Origin of the sequence: Burkholderia sp. HAN2018, from assembly GCF_024704855.1 — a bacterium.
Classification (GTDB): domain Bacteria; phylum Pseudomonadota; class Gammaproteobacteria; order Burkholderiales; family Burkholderiaceae; genus Burkholderia; species Burkholderia cepacia.
Genome location: NZ_QOBB01000033.1, coordinates 37100 through 49938, shown reverse-complemented (window position 1 = coordinate 49938; position 12839 = coordinate 37100). Strand labels below are relative to the sequence as shown.

11 protein-coding genes and 2 pseudogenes are annotated in these 12839 nt (G+C 64.8%); 9 read left to right on the top strand and 4 right to left on the bottom strand.

The window, feature by feature from the left end; translation table 11 throughout:
- A pseudogene (locus DPV74_RS11275) lies at positions 1-233 on the top strand (hypothetical protein); the annotation flags it as partial.
- 106 nt (positions 234-339) lie between these two features.
- Here the strand turns inward: DPV74_RS11275 and DPV74_RS11270 are convergent.
- Positions 340-1704 (bottom strand): polyhydroxyalkanoate depolymerase, encoded by a 1365-nt coding sequence (locus DPV74_RS11270; RefSeq protein WP_119337160.1) that lies wholly within the window; start codon positions 1702-1704, stop codon positions 340-342.
- A 277-nt stretch (positions 1705-1981) separates the two neighbouring features.
- Between DPV74_RS11270 and DPV74_RS11265 the strand changes: the two genes are divergently transcribed.
- From DPV74_RS11265 to DPV74_RS11240, 6 genes and pseudogenes are all read left to right on the top strand, one after another.
- The gene (locus DPV74_RS11265; protein WP_059693869.1) at positions 1982-2644 is read left to right on the top strand and encodes a glutathione S-transferase family protein; all 663 of its coding nucleotides are present in this window, start codon (positions 1982-1984) and stop codon (positions 2642-2644) included.
- A 237-nt stretch (positions 2645-2881) separates the two neighbouring features.
- Positions 2882-4126: a Crp/Fnr family transcriptional regulator gene (locus DPV74_RS11260; protein ID WP_119337159.1), complete on the top strand. Its 1245-nt coding sequence runs from the start codon at positions 2882-2884 to the stop codon at positions 4124-4126.
- Between the two features lie 14 nt (positions 4127-4140).
- A complete protein-coding gene (locus DPV74_RS11255; RefSeq protein ID WP_059693871.1) occupies positions 4141-4905 on the top strand; it encodes a flagellar motor protein in 765 nt (254 codons plus the stop codon).
- 39 nt (positions 4906-4944) lie between these two features.
- Positions 4945-5613 carry an OmpA family protein gene (locus DPV74_RS11250; RefSeq protein ID WP_119337158.1) on the top strand — a complete coding sequence of 223 codons (669 nt, stop codon included), beginning with the start codon at positions 4945-4947 and terminating at the stop codon, positions 5611-5613.
- Positions 5614-5771: 158 nt separating this feature from the next.
- Positions 5772-7634, top strand: a complete 1863-nt coding sequence (locus DPV74_RS11245) for a methyl-accepting chemotaxis protein (protein ID WP_119337157.1) — start codon at positions 5772-5774, stop codon at positions 7632-7634.
- Positions 7635-7676: 42 nt separating this feature from the next.
- Positions 7677-7862: pseudogene (locus tag DPV74_RS11240) on the top strand (IS256 family transposase); the annotation flags it as partial.
- A gap of 102 nt (positions 7863-7964) precedes the next feature.
- Here DPV74_RS11240 and DPV74_RS11235 read toward each other — a convergent pair.
- The 3 genes from DPV74_RS11235 to DPV74_RS11225 all read right to left on the bottom strand — a co-directional run bounded on the left by DPV74_RS11235 (position 7965) and on the right by DPV74_RS11225 (position 11571).
- On the bottom strand, positions 7965-9206 hold the full coding sequence (locus tag DPV74_RS11235) for an amidohydrolase family protein (RefSeq protein WP_119337156.1): 1242 nt from the start codon (positions 9204-9206) through the stop codon (positions 7965-7967).
- A gap of 13 nt (positions 9207-9219) precedes the next feature.
- Positions 9220-10536, bottom strand: coding sequence for an MFS transporter (locus DPV74_RS11230; RefSeq protein ID WP_059684561.1), 1317 nt, complete (start codon positions 10534-10536; stop codon positions 9220-9222).
- A 123-nt stretch (positions 10537-10659) separates the two neighbouring features.
- On the bottom strand, positions 10660-11571 hold the full coding sequence (locus tag DPV74_RS11225) for a LysR substrate-binding domain-containing protein (protein ID WP_119337155.1): 912 nt from the start codon (positions 11569-11571) through the stop codon (positions 10660-10662).
- A 375-nt stretch (positions 11572-11946) separates the two neighbouring features.
- Here DPV74_RS11225 and DPV74_RS11220 point away from each other — a divergent pair, with 375 nt between their 5' ends.
- Together DPV74_RS11220 and DPV74_RS11215 are read left to right on the top strand one after the other, a co-directional pair.
- Positions 11947-12150, top strand: coding sequence for a cold-shock protein (locus DPV74_RS11220; protein ID WP_027790965.1), 204 nt, complete (start codon positions 11947-11949; stop codon positions 12148-12150).
- A 280-nt stretch (positions 12151-12430) separates the two neighbouring features.
- Complete coding sequence (locus tag DPV74_RS11215) at positions 12431-12655, top strand: hypothetical protein (RefSeq protein WP_059684558.1); 225 nt, start codon at positions 12431-12433, stop codon at positions 12653-12655.
- The last annotated feature ends 184 nt before the right edge of the window (positions 12656-12839 follow it).

Here is a 12839-nt window from a genome sequence, read left to right as displayed (position 1 = left end):
CGGCCTCCGCTGCTGCTGCATCCGGCACCGCGCCGGCGAAGAGCGCGGCCGCGACGACTGCGGCGGCAGCGCCGGGCGGCGGCCCGGGCAAGGTGTGGGTCAACGACAGCACGAAGGTCTATCACTGCTCGACCGACAAGTATTACGGCAAGACGAAGCACGGCAGCTACATGTCGGAAGCCGATGCGAAGGCGAAGGGCTACCACGCGTCGCACGGCAAGGCCTGTTCGTAACGCAGGCCGACGCGCGAGCCCGCTTCCTCGCGCGTCGTCCGCACGCTGCGGCCACTCACGCCCCGCCAACCCCGGCGGGGCGATTCGTTTTCAGCGCCGTCCGGTTTCAGCGGGCTTGATCCGACGCCGCGGCGGTCGTATCGGTCGCGCCGTCGTGCGCCGCTGCGCGTGCATCGAGCAGCGCGCGCAGCGTCACGTAGTGCGTGCCGTCCGCGTCGCCTTCCGCGCCCGCGGTGCGATCGTACGGCTCGTTGTCATGGATCGTCGCGCGCACGATCGGATAGATCTGCGTTTCCCAGCGGCTGCCGTTGAACACGCCGTAGTGGCCCGCCCCGGTCTGCACGTGGTGCGTCTTCAGGTACGACGGCAATCCCGAACACAGCTCCTGCGCGGCGACCGTCTGGCCGACCGCGCAGATATCGTCCTTCTCGCCCTCGATCGTCAACAGCGCGGTGCGATGAATCGCCGCCGGCTCGACGAGCCGGTCGCCGACCGTCAGCTCGCCGCGCGCGAGCGCGTATTGCTGGAACACCTTCTCGACCGTTTCCAGATAGAACTCCGCGGTGAGATCGGCGGTGGCGAAGTATTCGTCGTAGAAGTGCCGCAGCGTGTCGGCTTTCGCCGGGTCGCCTTTCGCGCGCTCGTAATACAGGTCGGCAAACGACGCCGCGTGGCGATCGGGATTCATCGACATGAACGCGCCGACCTGCACGAAACCCGGATACACGCATCGCTGCGCGCCGACGAAGCCCGCCGGCACGACGCTGATCAGGTTCCGCGCGAACCATTCGATCGGCTGGCTCGTCGCGAGCGCGTTGACCTTGGTCGGATTCACGCGGCAGTCGATCGGCCCCGCCATCAGCGTCAGGCTCGCGGGCTGCGCCGGATCGCCGCCGGCGGCCATCAGCGCAACCGCCGCGAGCGCGGCGACGGTCGGCTGGCAGACCGCGAGCACGTGCGCGTCCGGCCCGATCTGGCGGATGAAGTCGATCACGTGCATGACGTATTCGTCGAAGCCGAACCGTCCGGCCGTCAGCGGGATGTCGCGCGGGTTGTGCCAGTCGGTGATGTACACGTCGTGGTCGGCCAGCATCGTATGCACGGTGCCGCGCAACAGCGTCGCGAAATGCCCGGACATCGGCGCGACGATCAGCACGCGCGGCTGGGGCGCGACCGGCAGCGCCTTGCGGAAATGCAGCAGCGTGCCGAACGGGCTGGCTGCGGCGGCTTCATCGACGATCGGCACCGTTTTGCCGTCGACGACGACCGACGCGATGCCGAACGGCGGACGCCGGTGCGAGAACGCGCAGCATTCGAGCAGTTCGCACAGCGCGTCGAGCATGCGGCCGGTCGGCGTCGCGGTGGAGGGCGGCCACAGCGACATCGTCGCGCGGGCGGCCGCGGCCCATGCGCGCGCCGGGCGCACGCATTCGGCAGACCATTGATAGAACGGATAGGCAAGCAGATTCATGGCCTTTGCTCGTTGTGCCGCGTTGCATCGAACGAGGCAAGCCATGTGCCAGCCCGCGGCTGGCACGCGCGTTGCACGCGGTTCGGAAGCGCGGCGCCGCAGGCGGCACGCGAGAACCGGCAGCCGCGTGCGATGCGTTGCGGCGCCGGTCTGGCGCCGCGACAGCGTGCGTTGCCGCGCCGGTTCGGCGAATCCGCGGCACCGGCATGGTGCGGGTGAGCCGCGTGGCGTCCGTTTTCGGTGCAGGGGCACGAACGGTTTTGGACAGGGGAGCGACATGGAAGTCACCGGACAGACGACGCTGACCATCAGCAGCCGCAATTACTCGTCGTGGTCGATGCGCGGCTGGCTGCTCGCGAAGCTGAGCGGGCTCGTGTTCGAGACGGTCAGCGTGCCGATCGATGCCGCGTCGCGCGCGGAGTTGCTGCTGCTGTCGCCGTCGATTCTCGTGCCGTGCCTGACGCACGACGGCAACACGGTGTGGGACACGCTCGCGATCGCCGAATACCTGAACGAGATTCGGCCGCAGGCGCGGCTGCTGCCCGAGGACCGGCGAGCGCGCGCGCATTGCCGATCGATCTGCGGCGAGATGCATTCCGGTTTCAGCGCATTGCGGTCCGCGTTGCCGATGAACCTGCGCGCGCATTTCCCCGGCTTCCGGATCTGGTCGCGCGCGCAGCACGACATCGAGCGGATCGTGACGATCTGGCGCGAGTGCCTGGCCGCGTACGGCGGCCCCTGGCTGTTCGGCGCGGAGATCGGGATTGCCGACGCGATGTATGCGCCGGTCGTCACGCGCTTCCTGACCTACGACGTGAAGCTGGAGCCCGATATCGCCGAGTACTGCATGCAGGTGCTCGCGCATCCGTTCGTGACGGAGTGGATCGATGCGGCGAAGGCGGAGCACGAAGACATCGACGAACTCGACATGGAGTTCTGACGCGCGGGATCGCACGTCGCTTTCAATTGCACTACACGCACCGGCATCGAAACGAACGTTTCGATCCGGCGGCGTAACGCGCAAACGTTTTACCTTGATTTCGGTTCGACGCGAGGACGAATGCCCTAAAGGATGTTGAGCGCGATGACGTAAACGAGTCACGGGGACGACTCGCGATCGCATGCTTCCGACGTGCGACGCGCAGTCCGCAACAATCAGCGCAGCAGGGGAATCGACTTGAATCGTCAGCAATCGTGGACGCGTACGGCGGCGCCCGGGGAAATCATTTATTCCGAGGGTTTTGCGGGCGAGCCCGTCATCTTTCTGATCACCGACGGCAAGGTCGAACTGTCCACGCGATGCGACGACAAGCGTGTGGTCGTCGCGACGCTCGGTCGGGGCGAGTTCTTCGGTGAATCGGCGTTGCTCGCGGCCGAGCCGCGTGCCCATACCGCGAAGGCGCTTTCATTCTGTCAGCTGACGGTCGTGCCGGCCGGCATGCTCGACGAGGAAATCGAGCGTGTGTCGGCGCTGCTGCGTCATATCGTGCGCACGATGATCCGCCGCGTGAAGCGCAAGGACGACCAGCTCGCGACCTATACGCATGCCGACTTCATGCCGGGCGTGCTGTCGTATGCGCATGTGCTGGCGCTGATGGCGGGCGCCGATGCGCGCGAAGCCGGCGACGCGTGGACGCGCCGGCCGATGCAGGCGCATGCGGCCGAAACGTCGGTGCCGCTCGCCGAAGTGATCCGCAAATGCCGCGCGATCGCCGGCCACTCGCGGCCGCACGTGCTCGCGATGCTGCGACGCATGGAGAAGCTCAATCTCGTCACGATCGAAGCAGCGCAGGCGGACCACGCCGGCGGGGCGGCCGATTACGCGGCGTCGTCGGATGCGCGCCAGGTCGTCACGTTCGACGCCGCGCGCGTGATCGATCGCGCGCAACAGGTGGCCGATCACGATCTCGACCTGTCGATCAACAGCGAACTCGAACTCATCGAGCTCGCCGATCTCGAATCGCTGATCGGCGTCGAGAAGTCGATGCTGCTCAACAAGCTGTCGAACGGCGAGATTGCCGACGAAGTGTTCGCGTTCCGCAAATCGAAGGTACTCAGTTACGTCGAGCAGAAGGGCGTCGCGTACTTCTCGCGGCGCAACGCGCGTCGCGGCGGCGACGTGCGCGCGCTGGAGGATCTCGTGTGGATCGACCAGCGCACGCTGTTCGACGTCATCAGCGCGTTCGACACCTACGATCTCGCGAAGCTGATCGCGAATCTCGACGATCGCGCGGTGGCCGACAAGCTGTTCTCCGTGATGACCGAGGCGCGGCGCAACGAGGTGTCTTGGGTGATGCGTCGCGAGCTCAAGCTCGATCCGGTCGAGATCGAGGACATCGAGCGGCGCGTGCTGGATGCCGTGCGTGCGGCGAAGGCGCCGGCGGCGGGCACTGCGCCCGTCGCATCGGCATCGGATGCATGACCAAGGGGGCGCGCATGGATCTGTTGACCCTGGCGGGTGTGGTGCTGGGCGGCGCGGCGATCGTGTTCGGCTTCGCGCTCGAAGGCGGGCATTTCCCGATGCTGTTCCAGTTCGAGGCGCTCGTCATCGTGCTCGGCGGCACGCTCGGCGCGGTGATGATCCAGAACACCTGGGCACGCTTCTTCGACGCGGTGAAACAGTTGCGGCTCGCGTTCGTGCGGGCGCGCGAGGTCGATCGCAAGAACCTGTCCGACCTGCTCGAATGGGGCGACCGCGCGAAGCTCGACGGGCTGCTCGCGTTCGAATCGATGGACGTGAGCGGCATCCATCCGTTCGCGCGCCGCGGGCTCGAACTGCTGGCGAACGGCGTATCGACCGCCGTGCTCGAGGACGCGTTGCAGCGCGAACTCGATGCCTACGAACGCAGCCGCCTGGCGGCCGCGCGCGTGTGGCAGCAGGCGGGCGGATATGCGCCGACGTTCGGCATTCTCGGGTCGGTGCTCGGGCTCGTGCAGGTGACGAGCCACATGCTCGAACCGGCGCAGCTCGGGCCGGGCATCGCGGTCGCGTTCATCGCGACGCTGTACGGGCTGGCGTTCGCGAACCTCGTGTTCCTGCCGCTTTACGGCAAGCTGCGTGCGCAGATCGACAGCGAGCTGCGGTTTCGCAAGCTGTATCTCGACGGTTTCCTGGCGATATCGCGCAAGGAATCGCCGCATACGATCGAAACGCGCCTGGCCGGCGACGTGCGCGGGCGCGCGGCGGAATCGCTTGCGTGACGAGCGTGTGTCGGACGACCAACCGGGATTTCCAATCGCATGACTGCTCGAACTGACGGTGCCTCCGCGGCCGATCGCGACGACCACGAAGTCGAAGGCGCGCAGTCCGGCCGCTGGCTGATTTCGTACGCGGATCTCATTACGACGCTGATGGTGCTGTTCCTCGCGTTGTACGTGCTCCAGCTCGCGAAATACAACGCGCTCGACGCGCGGTACCAGACGCTTGCGCGGCAGGCTGGTGGTGCCGCGAGCGTTGCCGATGCGGCTACGCCCGATCGTGCGCCGCCGTGGCTCGCGTTGCTCGATTCGTTGAAGTCGAACGGCCGGATTTCGCTGGTGAAGGCGCCGCATGGTGTCGAGATCGGCATCGACGCGAAGATCCTGTTCAACGTCGGCGATGCGCGCTTGCTGCCTGATTCGTCGCCGGTGCTGAACCAGATTGCGCAGGCGCTGAGCGAGCACGCGACCGGCGACATCCTCGTCGAAGGGCATACCGACAGCCTGCCGATCGCGAACGCGAAATACGAATCGAACTGGGAGCTGTCGTCGGCGCGTGCGGGGAGCGTCGTGCGCTACCTGACCGAACGCGGCGTGGCGCCGCATCGCCTGGCGGCGATCGGGCGGGCCGATACGCAGCCGCTCGTGGCCGGCGACGATGCGGCTTCGCGGGCGCGGAATCGGCGCGTCACGATCTTCGTCGCATACTGATTTGCGCTGATCGCGAGTCGACAGGCGGCCGGCTATGCCCGCCTGATAACAACATAACGAATCTCGCATGATGAACATCTGAAATCCGCGATGCGGTTCCGCGCGTGCGTGCCGATAACCCAAACTGGCTCAGACCGAGCGGTTACCGAGGGTTCCCCATGCACTTCTGGCGCAAGCTTTCCATTCAGAACAAGCTGATTCTCAGCATGACGAGTTGCCTGCTCGTGTTCGTCGCGATCTCGAGCGGACTCAGCATCCGTCTGATCGGCAACGCGGTGCGCGATCGCGTCGTCCGCGAGGAGCTGCCGACGGCCGTGAACGGCATCCGCGCCGACGTGCAGCGGCAGATGGCCGGGCCGATCGCCGCGTCGCGGATTCTCGCGCGCGACGCGTTCCTGCTGCAATGGGAAGCCGACGGCGAACCCGACGCCGGCACACGCAACTGGATCCAGCTCGCGAAGAACGTGAAGGACGAGCAGAAGGCCGCGTCGGTGCAGTGGGTGTCCGTGAAGAGCGGCAACTACTACAACGAATCCGGCCTGCAGCGGAAGGTGACCGACAAGGATCAGTGGCTGACCGGCTTCCTGTCGTCCGGCAAGGCGTTCGACGTGAACATGGATCGCGAGGTGACGGTCGGCGGCTACATGATGTTCATCAACAGCCGCGTCGAGCTCGACGGCGCGCCGATCGGCGCGGCCAGCATGAGCCTGTCCGTCGATGCGCTCGCGAAGGGGATCGCCGCCTACCGGATCGGCGAGACCGGGTTCGCGTATCTCGTGCGTCCCGACGGCGCGATCATGATGCATCGCGATTCGTCGCTGATCGACGGCAAGCATTTCATGAAGGACCAGCAGGGGTTGCCCGGCGATGCGTCGTCGACGCTGCTGGCCGGCAAGCCGTATGCGTACCTGAGCTACGACGGCGACGGCGGCGCGCGCTTCATCGCGACGTCGTTCATTCCGGAACTGAACGCGTATGTCGTCGTCGAGGTGCCGCAGGCCGAACTGCTCGGGCCGGTGACGCGCGCGATCCGCAGCGCGGCGCTGGTCGCGGCGGTGGTGGGCCTCGCGGTCGCGCTGCTCGTGATCTGGCTGGTGGGCCGCGCGATTGCCGCGCCGATCCGCCGCGCGGCGACGCTGCTGTCGGAGATCGCCAGCGGCCAGGGCGACCTCACGCGCCGGATGACGGTCGAGAGCCAGGACGAAATCGGGCAGTTGTCGGATGCGTTCAACCGGTTTGTGTCGTCGCTGTCGACGCTGGTGCACAGCATTCGCGCGGCGTCCGCGTCGATTGCCACGGGTTCGGCGCAGATTGCGTCGGGGAATGCTGACCTGAGCGAACGTACCGAAGGGCAGTCGAGCAACCTGGAGCGGACCGCTTCGTCGATGGAAGAGATCACGGCCGTGGTGCGCAACAACACCGAGACGGCCACGACGGCCGCGAAGATGATCAACGGCGCGTCGGTTACGGCGGCGCGCGGCGGCCAGGTGGTGGGTGAGGTCGTGACGACGATGGAGCAGATCAGCGACGCGTCGCAGCGGATCTCCGAGATCATCGTGATGATCGACAGCATTTCGTTCCAGACGAACATTCTCGCGCTGAATGCGGCCGTCGAGGCGGCGCGGGCGGGGGAGCAGGGGCGCGGGTTTGCGGTGGTGGCTTCGGAAGTGCGGAATCTGGCGCAGCGCAGCGCGCAGGCGGCCAAGGAGATCAAGGCGCTGATCGAGCATAGCGCGGGCACGGTGAATACCGGATCGCGGCTGGTCAGCGAGGCGGGGAAGGTGATGAGCGATGTCGTGTCGCAGGTGCAGGGCGTGAGCGCGATGATGAGCGAGATCGCCGAAGCCAGCCTGGAGCAGAGCGCCGGGATCGATCAGATCGGCGATGCGGTGCAGTCTTTGGATCAGATGACGCAGCAGAATGCGGCTTTGGTCGAGGAAAGCGCAGCGGCGGCGGCGAGCTTGAAACAGCAGGCGGCGGAACTGACGAGGCTCGTGTCGGCTTTCAAGGTGGATGAGTAAGGGCTGACTCGCGATTTAGAATGGAGCGTTTCTGAGGGACGGCTGCCGTGGGTTGAGCCGGGCAAAGGCTTGAACCTGGACTCGGAACTGATCAAGCAACTGGTGCCCGGAACGCTGGATCGGGCAACGATCAACGAGCAGCTCGCGGCGCTCAAGAAGGCGATCTTCGAGCGTGCTGGGGGGGAACCGATCCACCACTTGGGCTACGAGAAGGGCGAAGCCAAGCCGTGAACGCCGCGCCTCACACCCACTGCCACCTTCAATAACTGTCACGGTCGCACGGCCCGCGAGGCTGCACTGCGCTTGCCGAAATAGCCGCACGGCGCCACATCAACGCCCGCTGTCACGCCGCTTCACGATCGTTCCCCGCTGCAATACATACTCGACCCGTGCTCCCTCATCGGCCACAACCCCGATATCCTCGAGCGGATTCCCATCGAGCACGGCGAGGTCGGCGATCGCACCCACGGCCACCACCCCAAGCTGCCCCGGCATATTCACGATCTCCGCCGCCACCGTAGTCGCTGACCTGAGCGCTTCCAGATTCCCGAGCACCTCCGCCCGAATCCGGAACTCACCGGACTGAAACGCGTGCATCTCGCCGAGCAGGTCCGACCCGAACCCCATCTTCACGCCGGCTTTCGCATAGATCTCAAGCGACTCGCGTCCTTTCTGCTGCACGGAAGCGACTTTCGCCACCGAGTCGGCCGGCATCCCAAACTCAGCCCCATGTTTCGCCAGCGCGTCATAAGTCACCAGCGTAGGCACTACAAACGCCCCCCGCTCATGCATGAGCGCCGCAGCCGCTTCATCCACGAGATTCCCATGCTCGATCGTCCGCACACCGCATCGCACCGCCCGCGCAATCGCCCGCCCCGTATATGCGTGCGCCATCACGTAGGTATTCGCAGCCTCAGCCTCATCGACGATGGCTCGAATCTCATCCTCCGAATACTGCGTGTTCGCAATCGGATCAGTCGGCGAAGCCACGCCACCTGACGCCATGATCTTGATCTGCGTCGCGCCTTTCTGAATCTCCTCACGCACGGCGAGCCGTACCCCTTCGACCCCATCGACAACCCGCGCAATCGCCCCCGTCCTGAAACAGCAAGAGCAGGGCTCCAGCAAATCTCCCCGAGGACGAAAATCCCCATGTCCACCGGTTTGCGACAACGCTTTCCCCGACGGAAAAATCCGTGGCCCCGGAATCAGTCCCGTCTCGACCGCCTGCATCAAACTCCAATCCGCGCCCCCCGCATCCCGCACGCTGGTAAACCCACGCGACAACATCGCATCGAGAATCGGCAGCGACCGGATCGCCGCGAGAATATTCGGCTGCGTCGCATTCGCGCCAAGGTTTGCGTTCGAAGCCAGCACATGCACATGGCAATCGATGAACCCCGGCATCACGGTCTTGCCGCGCACGTCGATCACCTGCGCATTCGGAAAATCCACCGGCCGATCGGTGACTTCGACGATCCGCTCGCCTTCGATCACGACATGATGATGTTCGAGCAACACGCCTCGTTCGAGGTCGAGCACGTTGCCGCCTTGAAGCACGGTAATGGTCATGGGAGAAATGTCCTTATCGAGTCGTTGAGGCCGCGCGCTTCGCATCCTTCACGAAGCGCGTGCCGACGAAACTGACGGCCGCCGCGAGCATCACGTAGAACGCGGGCGCCATGTTGCTGCCGGTGCGGGCGATCAGCCATGTGATCAGGAACGGCGCGAACCCGCCAAAGATCGTCACCGCGAAGTTGTACGCAACGGAAAGCCCGGTCGACAGCACCTTGGTCGGGAACAGCTCCGCGAACGCAGCGAGGATCGGCCCGGTATAAGTCGCAATCAGTACGCCGAACACGGCCTGGAACACGATCAGCGACGTGAACCCGGGCGCATGGTTGATCCACGCGAACATCGGCCACGCCAGCACGAGGATCGCGAGCGCTGAGCCGGACAGGAACACGCGCCGTCCCCACACGTCGGCGAGCCGACCGACGATCGGCGAGCAGCACATGATCATCAGTCCGCCGACCATGCCGGCCGCGAAGCCGGTCGATTGCGGCAGATGCAGCGTGCGCACGGAATACGTCGGCATGTAGAACAGCAGCACGTAGGTGCAGACCGTCCACAGAATGACCATCGAAAAACTCGCGAAGGTTTCGCGCGGGTAGGTCGACAGCACCTCCTTCAGCGGCGAGCTTTCCTTCGCCTGCGATTCGACGGCGCTGAACGCGGGCGTCTCGTCGATATGACTGCGGATGAAGTAACCGACCGGCCCGACGATGATCCCGAGCAGGAACGGCAGCCGCCAGCCCCAGCTGTGCAGCGCCTGCGTATCAAGCGACGTGGTAACGAACGTACCGGTCGCCGCGCCGAGCAGCACCGCGAAGCCGATGCTCGACTGGATCCAGCTGGAGTAATACGCGCGCTTCTCCGGCGGCGCGTATTCGGTGAGGAACGCGGTGGCACCGCCCATCTCGCCGCCGGCCGAGAAACCTTGCAGCAGCCGCGCGACGACGATCAGGATCGGCGCGGCGATGCCGGCCTGTTCGTAGGTCGGCGCGATCCCGATGAGCGCGGTGCCGGCCGCCATCAGCAGGATCGTGAGCGACAGCGCGGCCTTGCGTCCGACCTTGTCCGCATACACGCCGAGCACGATTCCGCCCACCGGCCGCATGAAGAAGCCGACGCCGAACGTCGCGACGGTCAGCAGCACGGACGTCAGTTCGTTGCCGGTCGGGAAGAACAGCTTCGCGATGATCACCGCGAAGAAGCTGTAGACGGTGAAGTCGAACCATTCGAGGCCGTTGCCGATCACGGTCGCGACGATGGCGCGGCGGCGTTGCTGCACGGCCGCATCAACGGCAGGCGCGGCGCGCGGGGAAAGCGTTCCTTGCATGGTCTCTTCCTTTGTCAGAAGCCGGGACGGCTGCCCCGCGTGAATCTCATGCTAAGGACAGCCGGATTTTTTTCTGAAACGAAAGATTCGCATGCACGCATGCGCTGTACGCATGCATTGCGCTCAGGACGCGGTCTGCTTCTCCGCCTGTTCGAACAGCCAACGCGTGAACAGGCGGGCGGCGTGGTTCTGCGCGCGGTCGTTGGGCGAGATCACGTAATAGCCGCCGCCGTGGCTTGCGGACGCGTCCGTCACGCGCACGAGCAGCCCGGCTTCGATGCATGCGTCGATCATGTAGCGCCAGCCGAGCGATACGCCCTGGCTGAGAATCGTCATCTGCACGATCTGCGGATACGAATTGATTGTGATGTCCTGCGGCTGCGCCTTTTGCCGGTCGACGTCGTTCATGTCGAACCATTCGGACCACGACATCCATTGACGCTGCCCGTCTTCGAGGCGCAGAAGCGTTTCGTTCGCGAGGTCGGCCGCGTTCAGCGTGCGGTCGGCCAGATAACCCGGCGCGCAGACGGGAAACACTTCCTCGTCGAAGAGCTTGCGCGCGGTGTATTCGGCCGGTGCCTGCTGGCGCACGTAGTAGACGCCGACGTCGAATTCCGCCGGCGACATCGACGCAAGGCCGTCGCGCACGATCAGGCGCAGCTTGACGTTCGGATACGCGGCGCGGAAGTCTGGCAGCCGCGGCGTCAGCCAAAGCACCGCAACGCCGGACGAGCACGCGATCGTCAGCTCGAGATCGCCGTACGGTTTCATCACGTCGTGCGTGGCTTCCGCGCATTGGGTGAGCAGATGGTGGACCTGCGCCGCGTATTGCTCGCCGGCGATCGTCAGCCGCAGCGAGCGATGCTCGCGGACGAACAGCGAGCGGCCGAGGAATTCTTCCAGTTGTTGAATCTGACGGCTGATCGCGCTTTGGGTCAGGTGCAGTTCGGCGGCGGCTTTCGTGAAGCTCGCATGTCGCACGGCGGCTTCGAACGCGACCAGGCACTGTAGAGGCGGAAGAGGCGTGATGCGCATGGCAGGCGGGTAGTCGGAGGGGGCTGCCGACATGATACGGACTGAGCGAACGGAAATCACAAGGAGAGAAGGGCGTTGCCGATCAGCGTATTCGTCCGGAGATTGTGCGCAACGCGCGCCCGGCCGGGTAAGGCGCGCAGCCGGTTGGGGCCACATCGATTCGCCCGAAAGGCGGATCGCGAGGTAAAACAGTTACAAGTTAGCAGTTGACGCGCGCCAGCCCGGCGGTTAGTGTACGCATCGAAGTCCAAGAAGTCCGATTGCTGTTCATCAATTGCTCGCTTTCCACAGCGGTATTCGTTGTCCTCTCCCTCCTTGACGCTTCACGCGCTCTTCAACGGCGCAAATCTCTCTATTTTTTCTCAAGGAATCTTCATGGATACCGGTATCGTCAAGTGGTTCAACGACAGCAAGGGTTTTGGCTTCATCACGCCGGATAACGGCGGTGACGACCTGTTTGCCCACTTCTCCGAAATTCGTGCCGACGGCTTCAAGACGCTGGCTGAAAATCAGAAAGTGAGCTTCGAAACGAAGCAGGGCCCGAAGGGTCTGCAAGCGGCCAACATCACGCCGCTGTAAAGTTTGAAGGGCCCGGCCTCCCACGACGGACGCCGGGTCGCAGCGACACCCCCACGGAGCTTCGTCTCCTGAAGTTGGCGCGATTGCTCTTAGCTGCATCTGTTCATTCAGCAGCTCGCCAAGCGCCACACGCCTCGTTGCACTTCATTCCCCCCTCCGGCAGCAACGCCTCACTTTCGCTTTCCGAAAGCTTCAGATTCAGCTTGCAATAGCTTTGAATCGGCGCGTCCGTGCATATTGCGCACGGCATGCGCGCACTCGAACATGATTAAAATTAAAAATGCAAAACAAGCAAATTCAACAATACAACGGCTATGCCGTCCAACCCTCGGCGCATCGTTTGCCCGACGGTAGTTTTTCATCCAACCTGGTGCTCGAACGTACCGACAGCACACCCGCGGAAGGCCGCTACCAGTTCTATTCGCTCGATTACTTCGCAAGCGAAGCACAGGCACTGCGGCACTCGGCCCGCTGGGCACGTCGCTGGATCGACACACGCGGTTAAAGGTAACGCCGCGGTACCCGACACCCAACGCAGATGAGTCACCCGGGCGCGCACGACAAGGCGCGTCCAACCCTCGCGCGATCGATTCGTCAGGCTTCGATTCGATCGGCGCGCCACGCTCTCCCGGTTCCGAAGCTGGCCTGTCGCCGAGCATGGTCGGCAGGCACTTGAACGCGCCCGTGCA

Bases quoted from the DNA above. Each gene is read 5' to 3' on its own strand.
- DPV74_RS11255 (WP_059693871.1), top strand. From the start codon at position 4,141: ATGGATCTGTTGACCCTGGCGGGTGTGGTGCTGGGCGGCGCGGCGATC.
- DPV74_RS11245 (WP_119337157.1), top strand. From the start codon at position 5,772: ATGCACTTCTGGCGCAAGCTTTCCATTCAGAACAAGCTGATTCTCAGC.
- DPV74_RS11235 (WP_119337156.1), bottom strand. From the start codon at position 9,206: ATGACCATTACCGTGCTTCAAGGCGGCAACGTGCTCGACCTCGAACGA.
- DPV74_RS11265 (WP_059693869.1), top strand. From the start codon at position 1,982: ATGGAAGTCACCGGACAGACGACGCTGACCATCAGCAGCCGCAATTAC.
- DPV74_RS11220 (WP_027790965.1), top strand. From the start codon at position 11,947: ATGGATACCGGTATCGTCAAGTGGTTCAACGACAGCAAGGGTTTTGGC.
- DPV74_RS11270 (WP_119337160.1), bottom strand. From the start codon at position 1,704: ATGAATCTGCTTGCCTATCCGTTCTATCAATGGTCTGCCGAATGCGTG.
- DPV74_RS11215 (WP_059684558.1), top strand. From the start codon at position 12,431: ATGCAAAACAAGCAAATTCAACAATACAACGGCTATGCCGTCCAACCC.
- DPV74_RS11225 (WP_119337155.1), bottom strand. From the start codon at position 11,571: ATGCGCATCACGCCTCTTCCGCCTCTACAGTGCCTGGTCGCGTTCGAA.
- DPV74_RS11230 (WP_059684561.1), bottom strand. From the start codon at position 10,536: ATGCAAGGAACGCTTTCCCCGCGCGCCGCGCCTGCCGTTGATGCGGCC.
- DPV74_RS11250 (WP_119337158.1), top strand. From the start codon at position 4,945: ATGACTGCTCGAACTGACGGTGCCTCCGCGGCCGATCGCGACGACCAC.